This window comes from Salinisphaera sp. SWV1 (assembly GCF_052044155.1).
Taxonomy (GTDB): Bacteria; Pseudomonadota; Gammaproteobacteria; order Nevskiales; family Salinisphaeraceae; genus Salinisphaera.
The window spans coordinates 43,527-60,361 of sequence record NZ_JBQDYE010000001.1 but is presented as its reverse complement, the minus strand read 5'-3'; the positions used below and the strand labels follow the sequence as shown (position 1 = coordinate 60,361).

Sequence of the window (16,835 nt, the reverse complement as noted above, 5' to 3'; positions counted from 1 at the left end):
CGGGGGGACAAAAAAGATCAAGAAAATATTAGCATGATTTCAGGTCGTCCCGGTCGCCGTTTCGACGAGCCGTCGCGCCCTGTTTTTCATTGTGTCGTCGTCGCTCGCGAGCCAGGGGGCATCATCGAGAGAACGCAGCCATGTGAGCTGTCGCTTGGCCAGCTGGCGTGAGGCGATCACCGCCCGGTCCACGGCCTCGTCCAGGCCGTACATGCCGTCCAGTGACTGCCACAGCTGACGATAGCCAACAGCTCGCATCGCAGGTTGCGCTAGATCGAGATCGGGACGGGCATGGAGCTTTTCAACCTCTGCCAAAAATCCTGCGGCCATCATCAGGCCAAAGCGCTGGGAAATATTGCGATGCAAGCGTTCGCGTGTACTCGGCGCGACGATCAGTTTGTGGATCGACCACGGCGGATCGGCCGCGCCGCTGCTTGCGTGCAGCGCGCTCGGCGCCTGCCCGGTCAGCGCATGAATCTCCAGCATGCGCTGGATGCGCTGGGCGTCGTTGGGATGGATGCGTGCCGCCGTCGGCGGGTCGATACGCGCCAGGCGCGCGTGCAGGGCCGCCCACCCCCGATCCACGGCCTCCTCGGTCAGGCGGGCGCGCAGCGCCGGATCGCGCCCCGGCATGTCGGACAGGCCATGCTCGAGCGCCCGAAAATACAGCGACGTGCCGCCCACCAGAAGCGGCAGCCGCCCGGCGGCATGAATCCGCTCGATCTCGGCCCGGGCGTCGCGCACGAAATCGGCCGCGGAGTAGGCCTCGGCCGGGTCACGGATATCAATCAGCGCGTGCGGCGCACGCGTCAGGGTCGCCGCGTCCGGCTTGGCCGTGCCGATATCCATCCCGCGATAAACCATGGCCGAATCCACCGACACGATCTCGGCGTTCATCGACGCAACCAGATCGATGGCCAGCCCGGTCTTGCCGGAGGCGGTCGGGCCCAGGATGAAGACAACCGGCGGCTTGCCCGGCATCGCTACTGGCCGCGCATGAACAGGCGATCGAGACCGGCACGATCGACACTCACCCAACTCGGGCGGCCATGATTGCAGTGCCCGGCCCGGTCGGTGTGTTCCATGTCCCGCAGCAGCGCGTTCATCTCGGCGATCGTCAGTCGTCGTCCGGCCTTGACCGCGGCTTTGCAGCCCATGTCCGCGAGGATATCGTCGAGGATGTCGCGCACCGCATCCGCGCCGCGCGGGCCGCCGTCCAGCTCGGCGATCACGTCGCGCGCCACGGCCAGATAATCGCGATCGGCCAGCAGCGCCGGCACCCCGCGCAGCATCGCGCTGGTCGGCCCGCTGCGCCCCAGTTCGAAGCCCACCTCGGCCAGCAGTTCGGCGCGGTGCTCCACGACCGCCGCCTCGCTCTCCGACAGCGACAGCGTCTCGGGCACGAGCAGTCGCTTGCACTGGATGCGCCCGGCCGAGAACTCGGCCTTGAGCTGTTCGTACAGCACACGCTCGTGGGCGGCGTGCATGTCGACCAGAACGAGCCCTTCGGCGTTCTGGGCCAGAATATAGATGTCGTGCAGCTGGCCGATCGCATAACCCAGCGGGGGCGTTTCCTCCTCATTCGCCGGCGCGCGGGGGGCCGGCGTCTCGACGTCGCGCGCGGGCGTATCGCGGTTACCGGGCGCGGCGGCTTGCGACGCCGGTTGCTGGAAGCGATAGCTGGCGGCCGTCTCGGCGAGACCGGGCCGTGCCGGCTGTGTCCCGAAGTGCAATCCGCGCGGGGTCATGGGTCGCTGCGGGGTCGATGAGTCGACGGCGCCGGGCGCCGGTGCCAGCTCGACGGTTCGCGCCTCGTGCGGGCGCGCCTCCACCGCGGCCAGCGCCCGCGAGACGCTGCGAAAGACGAAATCGTGCACCAGCCGCGACTGGCGAAACCGCACCTCGGCCTTGGCCGGATGGGCGTTGACATCGACCTGGCGCGGATCGAGCGTCAGATACAAGGCATAGGCGGGATGGCGCTGATTGTGCAGCAGATCGCGATAGGCCAGCCGCACCGCGTGATTGAACACCTTGTCGCGGATCGGCCGGCCATTGACGAAGCTGTACTGGCGATCGGCCTGCCCGCGCGAGAAACCGGGCGTGGCGATCCAGCCGGTCAGGCGCAGGCCCGCCGCCGATTCATCCACGACCACGGCGTGATCATCGAATTCGCCGCCCAGAACATGCGCCACGCGTCGCTTGCGGGCCTCGGCGTCGCGACAGGCGCCCAGGGCCGCCGATTCCACGTCGCCGTGACGCAGGGTGAAGGTCACATCGAAGCGCGACAGGGCCAGTTGATTGAACGCCTGACGGATATGCTTGAACTCGGTCGGTGGTGCGCGCAGAAATTTCCGGCGCGCCGGAATCCGGGCGAACAATTCACGCACCTCCACGCGGGTCCCGGGGGCACCGGCCGCCGGGCGCGCCCGGGTGTCGATGTGCGGCGAAATGGCATAGGCGCGATCGGCGCCGACGACCCGCGAGGTCAGCGTCAGCTCAGCGACCGAGGCAATGCTGGCCAGTGCCTCGCCCCGGAAGCCGAGGCTGGCCACCGATTCCAGCGCATCGAGACTGTCGATCTTGCTGGTGGCGTGCCGGGCAACCGCGAGCGGCAGTTCATCGGCACTCACGCCGCTGCCGTCGTCTTCGATCAGTATGCGTCGCAGCCCGCCCTCTTCCACGTCCACGGCGATACGGCTGGCACCGGCGTCCAGGCTGTTCTCGACCAGTTCCTTGATGATGGACGCCGGGCGTTCCACGACCTCGCCGGCCGCGATCTGGCTGATCAGTCGATCGTCGAGCAGTTGAATAGGCATCACGCAACCGGCGTCGAAACGCATATGGGAACCGAAACGCCGCTCAGTGTCCTGTATGTCACCCTCACTTGGCAAAGCAAGTCGCGGGTTCGGCGCGCATGGGCGGCCAGCGCCCACCGTGAGCACGAACGCCTCGGTCCGTCATTGCCGGCGCAGACTCCAATACAGTGGGGTGGCGCAGCCGGCGTCATTGACTGATTCGTTTTCTTGACTCATTCCAGAAAATAACCAATGATCGAGTTGCCATGAGTCGATACCCAGACGCCATTGCTGCTGAACTACGCGAGCGCGGCCTGCGCGTCACCGCCCCGCGTCACGCCGTGCTCGACTGGCTGGTCAGCCATCCGCACGCCACCGTCGAGCAAGTGCATCAAGGCGTTTCCGAACGCCTCGGCGCCATCTCGAAACAGGCCGTCTACGACGTGCTGTCGGCATGCGTGACGGCCGACCTGGTTCGACAAATCAAACCGGCCGGCCACCCGGCCCGGTTCGAGCGGCGCACCGGGGACAATCATCATCATCTGGTATGCCGTGGCTGTGGGCGCATCGCGGATACCGATTGTCATACCGGTGATGCCCCCTGTCTGACACCCTCGCATGATGAGGGTTTCGACGTGGATGAAGCCGAGATCGTGTTCTGGGGCCTGTGTTCCGAGTGCCAGTCTCGCAAGGATTCAGCGGCGGAGCCTATCGACTGACCGACCGGAGCCCGGCGGTCTCCCGCGATGGTCACGTGACCATCGCGTACACAAAACGCCTGCCATGGTTCGCAGGATTATTGATCGAAAGCAGGAACGAAGCATATGAGCGAAGAAGTCAAACTGGAAGGCAAATGCCCCTTCGGTGGCGACCGCATCGGCGGCGCCGTCGGCTCGGGCACGACGCTGGAAGACTGGTGGCCCAACCGCCTGCAAGTGGAACTGCTGCACCAGGACCCGCAGGAAGCCGATCCGCTGGATCCCGATTTCGACTACGCCGCGGCGTTCAGCAAACTCGACCTCGATGCAGTCAAGGCCGACATCAAGGCGTTGCTGACCTCCTCGCAGCCGTGGTGGCCGTCCGACTATGGCAATTACGGCCCGCAGATGATCCGCATGGCCTGGCATTCGGCCGGCACCTACCGTATCGCCGATGGCCGGGGCGGTACCGCGCAGGCGATGCAGCGTTTCGCCCCGATCAACTCGTGGGAAGACAACGGCAACATCGACAAATCCCGCCGCCTGCTGTGGCCGATCAAGAAGAAATACGGCAAGTCCCTGTCCTGGGGCGATCTGATGGTACTCACGGGCAACTGCGCCCTCGAGATCATGGGTTTCAAGACCTTCGGATTCGGCGGCGGCCGTATCGACGCCTGGGAGCCGGATCGTGCCACCTACTGGGGGCCGGAAACGGAAATGCTCGGTCGCGATCGCTGGGAAGGCCAGCCCGACGAAGAGCACTATGATCTCGAAAACCCGATGGGCAATTCCCAGTTCGGCCTGATCTATGTGAATCCGGAAGGTCCGGCTTCCAACAATGTCCCGGAACACTCCGCGCGCGAGATCCGACAGACATTCGGCCGCATGGCCATGAATGACGAAGAAACCGTCGCGCTGATCGCCGGTGGCCATGCGTTCGGCAAGTCCCACGGTGCCGTCTCCCCGGAAAACGTCGGCCCGGCGCCGGAAGCGGCGCCGATGGAAGCCCAGGGCCTGGGCTGGATGAACAAGGCCGGTACCGGCTTCGCCGAGTACACCATGACCAACGGCATCGAGGGTTCCTGGACACCGCGGCCGACCAACTGGGACAACGACTACCTGACCAACCTGTTCAAATACGAATGGGAGCAGACCAAGGCACCGTCGGGCGCGACCCAGTGGAAACCCACCGACGCCAGCGCGCCGAAAACGCCCGACGCCCACAAGTCGGGGGTCGAGCATCCATTGATGATGATGACCTCGGACATCGCGCTGAAGGTGGATCCCTCGTATCGCAAGATCTGCGAAAAATTCCTCGCGGACTTCGACTACTTCGCCGACGCATTCGCGCGTGCCTGGTTCAAGCTGACGCACCGCGACATGGGTCCGAAGGTCCGCTATCTCGGCCCGGAAGTGCCGGAAGAAGAGCTGGTCTGGCAGGATCCGACCCCCGCCCGCGATCATGACCTGATCGACAGCAACGACATCGACCACCTGAAGACCCGGATTCTCGATTCCGGTCTGACGGTCTCCGAGCTTGTGGGTGTGGCCTGGGGCTCGGCCTCCTCCCATCGCACGTCCGACAAGCGCGGCGGCGCCGATGGCGCCCGCATCCGTCTCGCGCCCATGAAGGACTGGAAAGTCAACAACCCGGCCGAGATCAAAAAGGTTGTGGAGACGCTGGAAGACATCAAGGCCGACTTCGACGGTGCCCAGGCAGGCAACAAGCAGGTTTCCGTTGCCGATCTGATCGTGCTGGGTGGCTGTGCTGCGGTCGAGAAGGCGGCCAGGGATGCCGGGGTCGACGTCACCGTGCCGTTCACGCCGGGGCGTACCGATGCCACTGACGCGCAGACCGATGCCCAGAGCTTCGATTGGTTGCGCCCGGTCTCGGATGGCTTTCGCAACTTCCAGGACAGCAATGTCCGCTACAACGTGACGCCGGAGCGGATCTTTCTGGACCGCGCCGACCTGCTCGGCCTGACCGCGCCGGAATGGACCGTGCTCACGGGCGGCCTGCGCGTACTGGACATCAACACCGGCGGTTCCCAGGACGGCGTGTTCACCGACCGCCCCGGCGTGTTGTCCAACGACTTCTTCACCAACCTGACCACGATGGACTACTACTGGCACAAGGCGGACCAGGACGGCATGGCGTTCGAACTGCGTCGTCGCGACAACGACGCCAAGAAGTTCACCGCCACGCGTTGCGACCTGGTCTTTGGCGCCAACAGCCAGCTGCGCCAGATCTCGGAAGTCTATGCGTCCGACGACGGTCACGAAAAAATGGTGCATGACTTCGTCAAGGCGTGGCACAAGGTGATGATGCTCGATCGCTTCGACGTCGCCGCCTGAGCCATGGCGGCCGATTCGATTCCGGCGGACCGGTTTCGAATCGGTCGGCTTGCCCGCGGCGCTTCGCGCGAAGCGCCGACAACCCAGGCCGAGGGCTACTGACGCCGACCGCGTCAAGCGTGACCGATGCGGTTCCGCGGCGTCCCGGGGTCTTCGCACAAGACGCCGACCCATCCGGCTTCCGCCCGAGCGGCGGAGCCGGATTCTTGATTGCGCGTGCCAGCCGCGCGCCGACGTCCCATTTACCTGCTGCTGTGCCCATGCGACCGGGGTGTCGCGCATGCGGGCGCCGCCCACCGGGCCGGTTGCCGCATACCCGCCGATCCGCGAAGTTTTTCCCTACCGGCGCGTCGCGTCCGGGTCCCGATCTCCGGCCACGGCGAGCGCCGGGTCGATGCCCTGGCGGTGCCGCCATCGATCCCATGCCCGCAGCCGGAACGTGCCCGAGACAACGCCCGCGCCCGGCCCGAGATCGGGCGCCACGGGACGCCATGGCGAGGCATAATGCGTCACGCCCCGGCCCCTCGTCGGCCCACGGAGCGCGGATAAAACCACTCGGGCCTGCCGGGCACCGTCCCAGCCCGGCAATACACGGCGCCCATCGAGCGAAGCCGCCGCACCCGTAATCTGCACCGACGCCGCGCGCGGACTCGCCAGCCGACGGTCGACCCTCAGGCCGGGACCGTAAATCGGCAGGTTCATCGCCAGCACCAGCGAATCGGGCTCGGCCGGCCCGGCACAGATGACATGATCGGCACGGAATCGCCGGCCATCGCGGCATTGAATACAGCACGCGGCCAAGCCGCTGGCGATCGCGCCAGGGATCACATCGACACCGACCCAGGCCAGGCGGCGCAACGCCGCCCGCGTGGTCCGGCTGTAGTCCCGCCCCGGCCACAACAGTGTCACCGAGGCCACACGGCAGCAGCCGGCCGCTGCCGCCACGCCACCGGCAATCTCCAGCGCCGACCGCGACCCGCCCGCGATCACGATCGAAGTACGCGTCCCGGCGTCCAGCGCGGCCCGAAGCGCAATCAGCTGCATGGTCGAATGCCCGGACCAGACGCGGGGACAACCGGGCCGCTCATGCGCGGCCCAGGCCGGCAGTCGGCGCGTCCCCGTGTTCAGGCTGAGACGGTGGTAACGCATCATCCGCCCGTCCGCCAGCCACAGCCGGCCATGGGTCGGTTGGCAGCCGATCGCCCGGCTCGTGATGACGTGTGTAGCCGAAGGCGGCGACCAGCGCAGCCGATGCGGCGACACGGCTCCCGCGAGCATGGCCGCCGTGGCCCCGCCATATCGGCCGTCGTGCGGCGCGACCACGGTCACGCCAAATGTCTCGCCCGGGCCCCGGAGGTGGCTCAGCAGATGCCGGTGGGTTTCGCCGAGACCGACCAGAACGAGATCGTGTACGGCACCAGGCGGGCTTCGCTCGGGCCGCACCGCTCAGCTTCTGCTGGCCAGTTGTTGCGCTTGCGGCGGCGGAATCTTCAGCGTCTGGCCAGCCTGCAGCCGGTTGCTGTTCATGTCGTTGTAGCGACGCAGCGCCGGCACGCTCACCCCGTAGGTCTGCGCGATCTGCGAAAGCGTGTCGCCGCGCTTAACACGATGCTGCTGGTCGGCGGCGATATAGGTCGACGGCCGGTAGCTCGCGAAATACCCCTTGATGCCGCGCAGCATGGCCGCGGCCAGTCCGTTCTGGTAGCGCGCACGCGCCAGCCGGTGTTCGGTCGCGCGATTGGAGATGAAGTTGGTCTCGACCAGAATCGACGGAATATCCGGTGACTTCAGGACCATGAAGCCGGCCTGCTGCACCCGGCTCTTGTGCAGCGAGCCGAGGTCATCGAGCTGGGCCAGCACACGCCGACCGGCATCCATGCTGGCCTCGATACTCTGACTTTGTGACAGATCCAGCACGAATGACGCCAGACTGGAATTCTTGTTCTTCAAGCTGACCCCGCCGACCATGTCGGCGCTGTTCTCGCGCTGGGCCAGCCAACGCGCATGTTCGCTGGTCGCGCCATGCGGCGAAAGCGCATAAACCGAGGCCCCCTTTGCCCCGCCGCCGTCCGGCGATGCATCGCAATGAATCGAAATAAAGAAATCGGCCTTGTCCCGCCGCGCGATCACCATGCGCTGGCGCAGGCCGACGTAGTAGTCGCCGTTGCGGGTCAACACGCCCTTCATATGCGGTTGATCATCCACCATGCGCTTGAGCCGCCGCGCGATGGCCAGCGTGATATTCTTCTCCAGCAGCCCGTCCGGGCCGTGTGCGCCCGGGTCCTTGCCGCCGTGGCCGGGATCAATGGCGATAACGATGTCGCGCGATGGCGCGCGACGTTCAGGCACCCTGGGCTCATCCTGGGTCCCGGTAGCCGACCGATCGGCCGGCGAGTCGGCGGGTGTCGGCGAAGAGGCCTGCGCCATGGCGGCGGCCGACTTATCGGCAGTGGCCTGGCTATCGTCGCTGGCGGTCAATTCACCATCCGAATTTTGCGCATCCGTACTGGCGCCGGTTTGTGCCATCGCGGTGTCGGGCGCACCGTCTCGCGGATACAAGTCGAGCACGAGCCGATAGCGATGGCCGTCTGCCGGTGAGAGCATGAAACTCTTGGCGCGGATCATTTCAGCCAGATCGAGCACAACGCGCACGCCGGTGCCCTGATGCACGCCGGTACGAATCTTTTTGATCAGGCCGCTGCCGCGGGCCTGTCCGGCGACGCGTCCGAGATTGCGCGTGTGTGGCAGATCAATCACCAGCCGTAGCGGATGATCGACCATGAAGATATTCGGGTCGGTGTCCGCGGACAGATCGAAAACGACACGTGTTTTGTTCGGGCTCGCCGACATGCGCGCATCGTGCAGCCGTGCGACCTGGGCCGCAGCCGGCAACGTCAGCGTGAGGAAACCGAAAAAAATCAGCCATTGCACGCTACGGATCATGTGTCACCCCGTCTCCCCCACAGGGTTCGCGAGAGAACCGTTTTCCAGAGATTATCGACCGGGATCACCCGGCGCAAATTTTTTGACAGGAAAAACAGGACCTAGCGTGAAGGTGTTGGCTATCCACTTGAATTATGTGCGCGATCTGAATTGCTGCAGCTTCGCGATCACCTGCCGACCCGCCGCTGAACGGGACTGAAGATGCGCAAATCGCCCCTCACCACGGTATTCCAGCGTGATGTCGAGATCCGGCGCCGGCAGAAACCCGGCACCGCGATCGGCCCATTCCACCAATACCAGGTCGGAGTCGAGGCAGATGTCGCGGATGCCGAGAAATTCCAACTCTTCCGGGTCGCCCAGGCGATACAGGTCCAGATGATGCAGCCGCCGCCCCGACAGATCGTAGGGCTCGATCAACGTATAGCTCGGCGACACCACCGGTCCGGCATGACCGAGCCCCTGGATCGTCGCCCGCGCGAGCGCGGTCTTGCCGGCACCCAGTTCCCCCGTCAGCGTGATCACCACGCCCCGGGCGTGCACCTCGATCGCCCGTGCCAGCTGCCGGCCCAGCTGATCGGTGTCGGCCGGCGTGGGCAGGGCAACGTTCACGGGCGCTGCGGATTGGCCTGGCGTCGTATGCAGGGCAACAGATCGGTCGGCAACAGACCGCGCTCGCCGTCGCCGACGGCGGCCTCGTCGCCCGCCAGCGCGTGAACATAAACACCGAACACAGCGGCCTCGGCCAGCGTCATGCCCTGGGCCGCGAAACCGGCGATCACGCCAGTGAGCAAATCGCCCATGCCGCCGACCGCCATGCCGGGATTGCCCTGGGTGCACAGCCAGAGCTCGTCGGGCGTGGCGATGAGCGTGCCCGCGCCCTTGAGCGCCACCACCGCGTGGTAGCGCTCGGCCAGACGCCGCGCGGCCTGGACCCGGTCGGCGACCACATCGGCCGTCGACCACCCCAGCAGGCGCGCCGCTTCGCCGGGGTGCGGCGTGAGAATCCAGTGTTTGCGCTCGACCTGGGCGGCCGCCAGGCGATTGAGCGCATCGGCATCGACCACCAGCGGCCGATCCGAGTCGAGCGCGCGCCGCCACAGCGCATCGCCCCAGTCACCACGCCCCAGACCCGGCCCGATCGCGATCAGCGACGCCGCCGCGATCAACGCGTCCAGACGCGAAACCGCGTCGGCGGTACCCGGGTCGTCGGGCAGGCCCTGGCACATCAACTCGGGGCGCGCCTGGCTCATCGCGCCCGCATGATCGTGATGACAGGCCACGCTGACCAGCCCGGCCCCGGCCCGCAGCGCCGACTCGGCCGACATGCGAATCGCCCCGCCCATGCCCGGCCCGCCGCCAATGCACAGCACATGACCGTTGTCGCCCTTGTGCGCGCCGCGCGGCCGCGCCGGCAGCACATGCCGCAGATCGCGATGCGTGATGCGCCGGGCCACGTGGGGCTGATCTCCGTACAGCGCATCCGGCGCGCCGAGATCGTCGAAGGCGAGCTCACCGCTGTGCGCCGCGCCGTCGCCGGTGAGCAGGCCCAGCTTGAGGCCGATGAAAGTGACCGTGGTATCGGCGACCACCGCACGCCCCCAGGTGCGCCCGGTGCCGGCATCCACGCCGGAGGCGATATCGATGGCCAGCACCCCGACGCCCCGGCCCGACGCTTCGTTGATGCGATCGATGGCCTGGGCCATGGCTCCGGTGACCTCGCGGTTCAAGCCGGTGCCGAACAGGGCATCGACGATCAGGTCGGCCTGAATCGGCTCATCGACGAAATCACGAATCTCGCCGCCGGCCTCGCGCCAGGTGTCGAATGCGCGCGCCGCGTCGCCGGTGGCCTTCGCCAGATCCAGCGGTGCGACCAGCGTCACCCGCCACCCGGCTGCCATCGCCTGGCACGCAACCAGCGCCCCATCGCCGCCGTTGTTGCCCGGCCCACAGAACACGACCAGCCGCCCCGGCATGGGCCAGTTCTGGGCCAGTTCGTCGTAGGCCGCGCGCGCAGCGCGCTCCATCAGGGCAAAACCGTCCACCCCGAATTCGTTGATGAAGCGCGTATCCAGGGCTCTGAGCTGATCGGCGTCATAGACCAGGTTCGGCAGATAATCGCTGGTTTCGGTCATACGGAATCCGGGACGGGATCAGCGGTTCCAGGCGCGGCGCACGCGGGCCACGAGTGCGGCCGTCGAGCCGTCGTGCGCGGCGGCCCGCGGCTGCTCCCCCAGTTCGTCGACGATCTGGCCGGCCATGGTCTTGCCGAGCTCCACGCCCCACTGGTCGAAGCTGTTGACGTTCCAGATCACGCCCTGCACGAACACCTTGTGTTCGTAGGCGGCGATCAGGGCCCCGAGGTGATGCGCGTCGAGCGCATCGAGCAACAGCATGTTGCTCGGCCGGTTACCGTCGAACCGACGTGCGGCCAACCGGTGTTCGAGCGCGTCGCCCGCCAGCCCCTGGGCTTCGAGCTCGGCCCGCAGTGCATCGCTGTCGCGACCGCACATCAGGGCTTCGGCCTGGGCGATACAGTTGGCCACCCGCTCGCGCTCGCGCGCATCGCCGGCCGCCTCGGGGGCCGACAGCGGCAGCACGAAGTCCAGATCCACCGCCGGATCGCCTTGATGCAGCATCTGGAAATAAGCGTGTTGCGCATTGGTGCCCACGCTGCCCCAGATGGTGGGCACGGTGGAAACCGTCGCCGGCTTGCCTTCGCGCGTCACCGACTTGCCGTTGGATTCCATCTCCAGCTGCTGGAGAAACGCCGGCAGCGAGGCCAGGCGCTGGGCATAGGGCACCACGCAGTGGCTCTTCAAGCCCAGGAAATTGTTGTTCCAGATACCGGTCAGCGCCAGCATCGCGGGCAGATTGTCCGCCAGCGGTGCGGTACGGAAGTGCTGGTCCATGGCATGGGCGCCGGCCAGCAGTGCTTCGAATTGTTCGGGGCCGGCCGCAAGCAGGATCGACAGGCCGACCGCGGACCATAGCGAATAGCGACCGCCGACCCAGTCCCAGAAACCGAACATGCGCTCGATACCGAACTCGGACACGGCCTCGGCATTGGTGGATACGGCCACGAAATGCTTGGCGATATCGCCCTCGCCCGCGCCGGCATCGACCAGCCACTGGCGCGCCACGCGGGCATTGGCCAGTGTTTCGGCGGTGCCGAAGGATTTGGACGTCACGATCACCAGCGTGGTGGCCGGGTCGAGGCCAGCCAGCGTGTCGTCGAGATCGGCCGGATCGACGTTGGCCACGAAATGCGGCCGCGGCCCATCGCCCGCATACAGCGCTTCGCAGATCAGGCGCGGGCCCAGGTCGGAGCCGCCGATGCCGATGTTGAGTACATCGGTGATCGGCCGGCCGGAGAAGCCGGTCCAGCGGCCGCTGCGGACCTCATCGGCGAACCCGGCCATGGCGCGGCGGACGTCGTGAACCGCTTCATCCATCGGCGCCTCGTCGGGCGCGCGCAGCGCGACGTGCCAGGCGGCCCGGTTCTCGCTGGTGTTGATGGCATGGCCGGCGAACATGTCCTCGCGCGCCTGCAATACGCCCTGCGCTTCGGCCAGTTCGAGCAGGGCCGCGCGCACGTCGTCGTCCATACGCTGCTTGGAATAGTCCAGCGTCACACCGGCCGCGGCCACGCTATAGCGCGAAGCGCGGGCTGCGTCGGCCGCAAACAGATCCAGCATCTGCTGGCTCGCGTTCTTCGCCGCCAGGGCGACGAGGTTCTTCCAACCGGGTTGGTCGAGGGGGTCGGACATCGATTCCAGCCTTTGCGCCGTTTCGGCGCGAGTCAGACGATACGAAAAGGGGCGACGACATGCGTGCCGAGAGCATCGAGACTAGCTAAAAACGGCCGTCTCAGCTAGCGCGGGCCGGCGGCCGGATCAGACCGATACGCCCATGTTGTCGATCAGGCGTGTCCGCCCGAGATACCCGGCGGCGAGTACGCGAAAATCGGTCGTGTCGGGTTCGGCCGGACCGAGATCGGCGGCACGGATCTCGAAGTAATCGGGCTCGAAACCGCCATCGACGAGCCGGGCCCAGCCACGGGCTTCCAGCCCGCGGAAATCGCGCTGCCCGGCGGCCAGCCGCTCGGCGACATCCGCGATCGCCGCCGACAGGGTCAGGGCCTGGCGGCGCTGGGTGTTGTCCAGATAATGGTTGCGCGAGGAATACGCCAGCCCGTCATCGTCACGCACGGTCGGCACGCCCTCGACCGCCACGTCCATGCACAGATCGGCGACCATGCGCTTGATCACGGCGAGTTGTTGGTAGTCCTTTTCGCCGAAGAAGGCCGCATCGGGATGCACGATATTGAACAGCTTGTTCACCACCGTGGCCACGCCGCGGAAATGCCCCGGCCGGCTGCGCCCGCACAGGATCTCGGTGATGCCCGAGACCTCCACCGTCGTGGCACTGCCGCCATCCGGATACATTTCGTCGACGCCGGGCACGAACACGGCATCGACGCCGGCATGAACGAGCGCGGCGCGATCGGCATCGAAGGTGCGCGGATAGCTCGCCAGGTCCTCGTTCGGCCCGAACTGCAGCGGATTGACGAAGATGCTCGCGATCACCCGGTCGCAGCGCGCGCGCGCGGCGGCCACCAGGGCCAGATGGCCGGCGTGGAGATTGCCCATGGTCGGCACCAGGCCGACCGTCTCGGAGCCGGCACGCCACTGGCGCACCGCATCGATGGTATTCAGGACTTGCATGGACGATCCCATCCCGGGAACCTATTTGAAACCGTGCTCCGGCGCCGGGTAGCGGCGATCCTTGACCGCGGCGACATAGTCGGCGGTGGCGGTATCCAGGCCATCCGCGTCCTGCATGAAGTTCTTCACGAAACGCGGTTTCTTGCCCGGCGACAACCCCAGGATGTCGTAGATCACCAGAATCTGGCCGTCGGTGTCCGGCCCGGCGCCGATACCGATGACCGGCACCCCGGACTCGGCCGTGATCCGCGCCGCCAGCGACGATGGCACGCACTCCAGCAGCAACAGATCGGCGCCGGCCTGTTCCAGGCGTTTGGCGTCGCGGCACATGGCCGCGGCCGCGGCCTCGTCGCGCCCCTGGACCTTGAACCCGCCCAGCTTGTGTACCAATTGCGGGCGCAGGCCGAGATGCGCACAGACCGGCACGCCGTAGGTGGCCAGATGCTCGATGGTGTCGGCGATCTCGGCGCCGCCCTCGATCTTGACCATCTTGGCGTCGCCCTCGGCCATCAGCCGGTGGGCGCCGGCAAGCGCGGCGTGCTTGGTGGCATAGGACAGAAACGGCAGATCGGTCATCACGAAGGCCCGTTCCAGGCCAGCCGCGGTGATGCGGCTGTGATAGACCATGTCGTCCATCGACACGCCGACCGTGGTCGTCGCGCCCTGGATCACCATACCGAGGCTGTCGCCGACCAACACCACGTCGACGCCCGCGCGATCCTCGAGTGCGGCGAAGCTGGCGTCATAGGCCGTCAGGCAGGCGATTTTCTCGCCCTCGGCCTTCATCGTCGCCAGATCGCCCAGCGTCAACGGCTTGCGGGTCTGCTGCTGCAGATGCGGATAAGGACTGGTATTCATGGCGCGGACTATAGCATCGGCGCCTATGTCTGCGGCAGGGATTGCACCGTCACGGGGCGCTCCAAGGCCGAAAGCAGGGCCCGATAATCGGCGTCGTTACCGACCAGGTCCATGGCCTCGGCATCGACGCGAACCAGGCGCGTGGCGTCGTAGGTCGCGAAATGCGCGCGATACGCCGATACCACACGGGCGAGATAATCCCGTTCCAGATTCGCTTCGGCCGGCCGCCCGCGCCTGGCGATGCGTGCCATGAGCGTGTCGAGCGGCGCATCCAGATAGATCACACAGTCCGGCCGCGGCGCCTGCCACGCCAGCCGGGCGTAAATATCCTCGTACAACGCCAGCTCCGGGCCGGACAGCGTCAGCCGGGCGAACAACGGATCCTTGTCGAACATGAAGTCGGCGACGCAGCCGCCGCCGAACAGATCCGACTGGCGCAGCGAATCGACCTGGCGGGCGCGCTGCAGCAAAAAGAACAACTGGGCCGGCAAGGCATGCGCGGCCGGATTGTCATAGAAATCGCCGAGAAACGGATTGTCGTCCGGGGCCTCGTCGAGCAGCCCGGCGTCCAGATCCGCCGCCAGCCGGCCGGCCAGCGTCGATTTGCCGACGCCGATGGGGCCTTCGATGGCGATATAGCGCCCGGCTTTCATCGCGTTCTCGGCCACGGCTGCACGTCGTCGCAGTGCACATCCCGCAGGCAATCGACGACGCGGCCATGTGAACCGAGCACGAGCGCCGGCGCGATCTCGGCCAGCGGCACCAGTACGAAGGCGCGCCGGTGGGCGCGCGGGTGCGGCAGCACCAGATCCGCGGCGTCGAGCCGGCGCTCGTCGTAGGCGAGGATATCCAGATCGAGCGTGCGCGGGCCCCAGCGCACCTCGCGCACTCGATCGTGCGCGGCCTCGACCGCCTGCAGCGCCTGCAACAGGGCGCGCGGCGCCAGATCCGTGGCCAGCGCGGCGGCGGCATTGCAGAACATGGGTTGACCGGACGGGCCACCCACCGGTGCGGTGCGATAGAACGACGATACGGCAAGCAGCGCCACGCCTGGAGTCGCGCCCAGTGCGTCGAGCGCGCGCTCGATCTGGTCGGCCGGATCGTCCAGATTACTGCCGAGGCCGATCCAGGCGACATGCCGGCCGGCCGACCGGGTCACGACGAATCGGCCGCCGCGGACTTGCGCGGGCGCCCGCCGCGACGCTTGCGTCGGCGCGCCCCGGCGCCCGACGCCGGCTTGGGCGTGGATGGATCGTCCTGCATCACGGTCCACCATTCGGCCAGTTCCGGCTCGACTTCGCCGACCTCGGCCCGCAGCAGTAGAAAATCATAAGCGGCACGAAAACGCGGATGCGGGATCAGGCGCTCGGGATGACGCCCGCGAATCTTGTGAAAGCGCGGCTGCAACTGCCAGATCTCGCGCATGGGGATGGAAAACCGCTTGGGAATCGCCACGCGCTGGATCTGTCGCGAAACCACCTGCGACTGGGCGCTGGCCAGCGCCGGCGCCGGCGGCATGCCCTCACGCTCGAGATTGGCCGCGCCTTCACGCACGGCCGGCCAGAGCAGCGCGGCGAAGATAAACGCAGGCGTGACCGGCTTGCCCGCTTCGATGCGGGCCGCCGTGTTGGCAATCGCTTTTTCGATCAACGCCTCGCTGGCCGCGCCCGCCGGCGATTCGATCACGGCCATGGTGTCGGCGAACAGCGGGCGCAGCAGATCGTAGTGGCGCAGCATGCGATAGACCTTGGGGCCCGACGGATGCATGAGCAGCTTGAGCACTTCGTCGAACATGCGCGCCGAGGGCACGTCGGCCAGCAACTCGATCATGTCGGCCGGCGGCTCGGCCGCCGGGTCGAGCGCCAGATCCAGCTTGGCCGCGATGCGCACCGCGCGAATCATGCGCACCGGATCCTCGCGGTAGCGCACGCGCGCCTCGCCGATCAGCCGCAGGCGGCGTGCCTTGATGTCGGCCAGGCCATCGACATAGTCGTAGATGCAATGGTCGGCGATATCCAGATACAGACCGTTGATGGCGAAATCGCGTCGGCGCGCATCCTCGGCGATCGAGCCGAACACATTGTCGCGCAGCACGCGCCCGGCATCGTCGAGTTCGCGCGCATCCTCGGTTTCGGCATTGGCCGGATCGGCACGGAAGGTGGAAACCTCGACGATCTCGCGCCCGAAGCGCACATGACAGATCTGGAAACGGCGCCCGATCAGTCGCGCCTTGCGGCCGAACACCTCGACCACCGCCTCCGGCTCCGCATCCGTGGAGACGTCGAAATCCTTGGGCGCCACGCCCAGCAGGAGGTCGCGTACCGCGCCGCCCACGAGGCACGCGCGGTAGCCCGCCGCGTGCAGTCCGTCGAGCACGGACAATGCCGCCTCGCTGATGTCGCCACGCGTGATGCCGTGCTCGTCCGGCTCGACCTTTCTTACTTCGTTAATGAATCTGCCCC

14 protein-coding genes are annotated in these 16,835 nt (G+C 66.9%); 2 read left to right on the top strand and 12 right to left on the bottom strand.

All coding sequences use genetic code 11. From position 1 onward, the window contains the following. Nucleotides 1–39: 39 nt before the first annotated feature. On the bottom strand, nucleotides 40–981 hold the full coding sequence (gene miaA / locus ACS8YF_RS00255; protein ID WP_440848221.1) for a tRNA (adenosine(37)-N6)-dimethylallyltransferase MiaA: 942 nt from the start codon (nucleotides 979–981) through the stop codon (nucleotides 40–42). 2 nt (nucleotides 982–983) lie between these two features. Further along, nucleotides 984–2,816, bottom strand: a complete 1,833-nt coding sequence (mutL, locus tag ACS8YF_RS00250) for a DNA mismatch repair endonuclease MutL (protein ID WP_440848220.1) — start codon at nucleotides 2,814–2,816, stop codon at nucleotides 984–986. A gap of 245 nt (nucleotides 2,817–3,061) precedes the next feature. Here mutL and ACS8YF_RS00245 point away from each other — a divergent pair, with 245 nt between their 5' ends. After that, complete coding sequence (locus ACS8YF_RS00245; protein WP_440848219.1) at nucleotides 3,062–3,514, top strand: Fur family transcriptional regulator; 453 nt, start codon at nucleotides 3,062–3,064, stop codon at nucleotides 3,512–3,514. Between the two features lie 105 nt (nucleotides 3,515–3,619). After that, nucleotides 3,620–5,848 (top strand): catalase/peroxidase HPI, encoded by a 2,229-nt coding sequence (gene katG, locus ACS8YF_RS00240; RefSeq protein ID WP_440848218.1) that lies wholly within the window; start codon nucleotides 3,620–3,622, stop codon nucleotides 5,846–5,848. Nucleotides 5,849–6,187: 339 nt separating this feature from the next. Here katG and ACS8YF_RS00235 read toward each other — a convergent pair whose 3' ends face one another. From ACS8YF_RS00235 to pcnB, 10 genes are all read right to left on the bottom strand, one after another. Continuing rightward, entirely contained in the window at nucleotides 6,188–7,291 is a 1,104-nt protein-coding gene (locus tag ACS8YF_RS00235; RefSeq protein ID WP_440848217.1) for a hypothetical protein, read from the bottom strand. 3 nt (nucleotides 7,292–7,294) lie between these two features. Continuing rightward, nucleotides 7,295–8,791 carry an N-acetylmuramoyl-L-alanine amidase gene (locus tag ACS8YF_RS00230; RefSeq protein WP_440848216.1) on the bottom strand — a complete coding sequence of 499 codons (1,497 nt, stop codon included), beginning with the start codon at nucleotides 8,789–8,791 and terminating at the stop codon, nucleotides 7,295–7,297. Nucleotides 8,792–8,923: 132 nt separating this feature from the next. Next, on the bottom strand, nucleotides 8,924–9,400 hold the full coding sequence (gene tsaE, locus ACS8YF_RS00225) for a tRNA (adenosine(37)-N6)-threonylcarbamoyltransferase complex ATPase subunit type 1 TsaE (RefSeq protein WP_440848215.1): 477 nt from the start codon (nucleotides 9,398–9,400) through the stop codon (nucleotides 8,924–8,926). Beyond that, nucleotides 9,397–10,923 carry an NAD(P)H-hydrate dehydratase gene (locus ACS8YF_RS00220; protein ID WP_440848214.1) on the bottom strand — a complete coding sequence of 509 codons (1,527 nt, stop codon included), beginning with the start codon at nucleotides 10,921–10,923 and terminating at the stop codon, nucleotides 9,397–9,399. The genes tsaE and ACS8YF_RS00220 overlap by 4 nt, the downstream gene beginning before the upstream one ends. A gap of 18 nt (nucleotides 10,924–10,941) precedes the next feature. Continuing rightward, nucleotides 10,942–12,558 carry a glucose-6-phosphate isomerase gene (gene pgi / locus ACS8YF_RS00215; protein WP_440848213.1) on the bottom strand — a complete coding sequence of 539 codons (1,617 nt, stop codon included), beginning with the start codon at nucleotides 12,556–12,558 and terminating at the stop codon, nucleotides 10,942–10,944. 126 nt (nucleotides 12,559–12,684) lie between these two features. Then, complete coding sequence (gene panC / locus ACS8YF_RS00210; protein ID WP_440848387.1) at nucleotides 12,685–13,506, bottom strand: pantoate--beta-alanine ligase; 822 nt, start codon at nucleotides 13,504–13,506, stop codon at nucleotides 12,685–12,687. 30 nt (nucleotides 13,507–13,536) lie between these two features. Beyond that, nucleotides 13,537–14,373 (bottom strand): 3-methyl-2-oxobutanoate hydroxymethyltransferase, encoded by an 837-nt coding sequence (gene panB, locus ACS8YF_RS00205; protein ID WP_440848212.1) that lies wholly within the window; start codon nucleotides 14,371–14,373, stop codon nucleotides 13,537–13,539. Between the two features lie 23 nt (nucleotides 14,374–14,396). Further along, nucleotides 14,397–15,041 carry a deoxynucleoside kinase gene (locus ACS8YF_RS00200; RefSeq protein ID WP_440848211.1) on the bottom strand — a complete coding sequence of 215 codons (645 nt, stop codon included), beginning with the start codon at nucleotides 15,039–15,041 and terminating at the stop codon, nucleotides 14,397–14,399. Beyond that, entirely contained in the window at nucleotides 15,023–15,532 is a 510-nt protein-coding gene (folK, locus tag ACS8YF_RS00195) for a 2-amino-4-hydroxy-6-hydroxymethyldihydropteridine diphosphokinase (RefSeq protein WP_440848210.1), read from the bottom strand. The genes ACS8YF_RS00200 and folK overlap by 19 nt, the downstream gene beginning before the upstream one ends. Beyond that, the gene (gene pcnB, locus ACS8YF_RS00190) at nucleotides 15,529–16,749 is read right to left on the bottom strand and encodes a polynucleotide adenylyltransferase PcnB (RefSeq protein WP_440848386.1); all 1,221 of its coding nucleotides are present in this window, start codon (nucleotides 16,747–16,749) and stop codon (nucleotides 15,529–15,531) included. Before pcnB ends, folK begins: the two co-directional genes overlap by 4 nt. Between the last annotated feature and the right edge of the window lie 86 nt (nucleotides 16,750–16,835).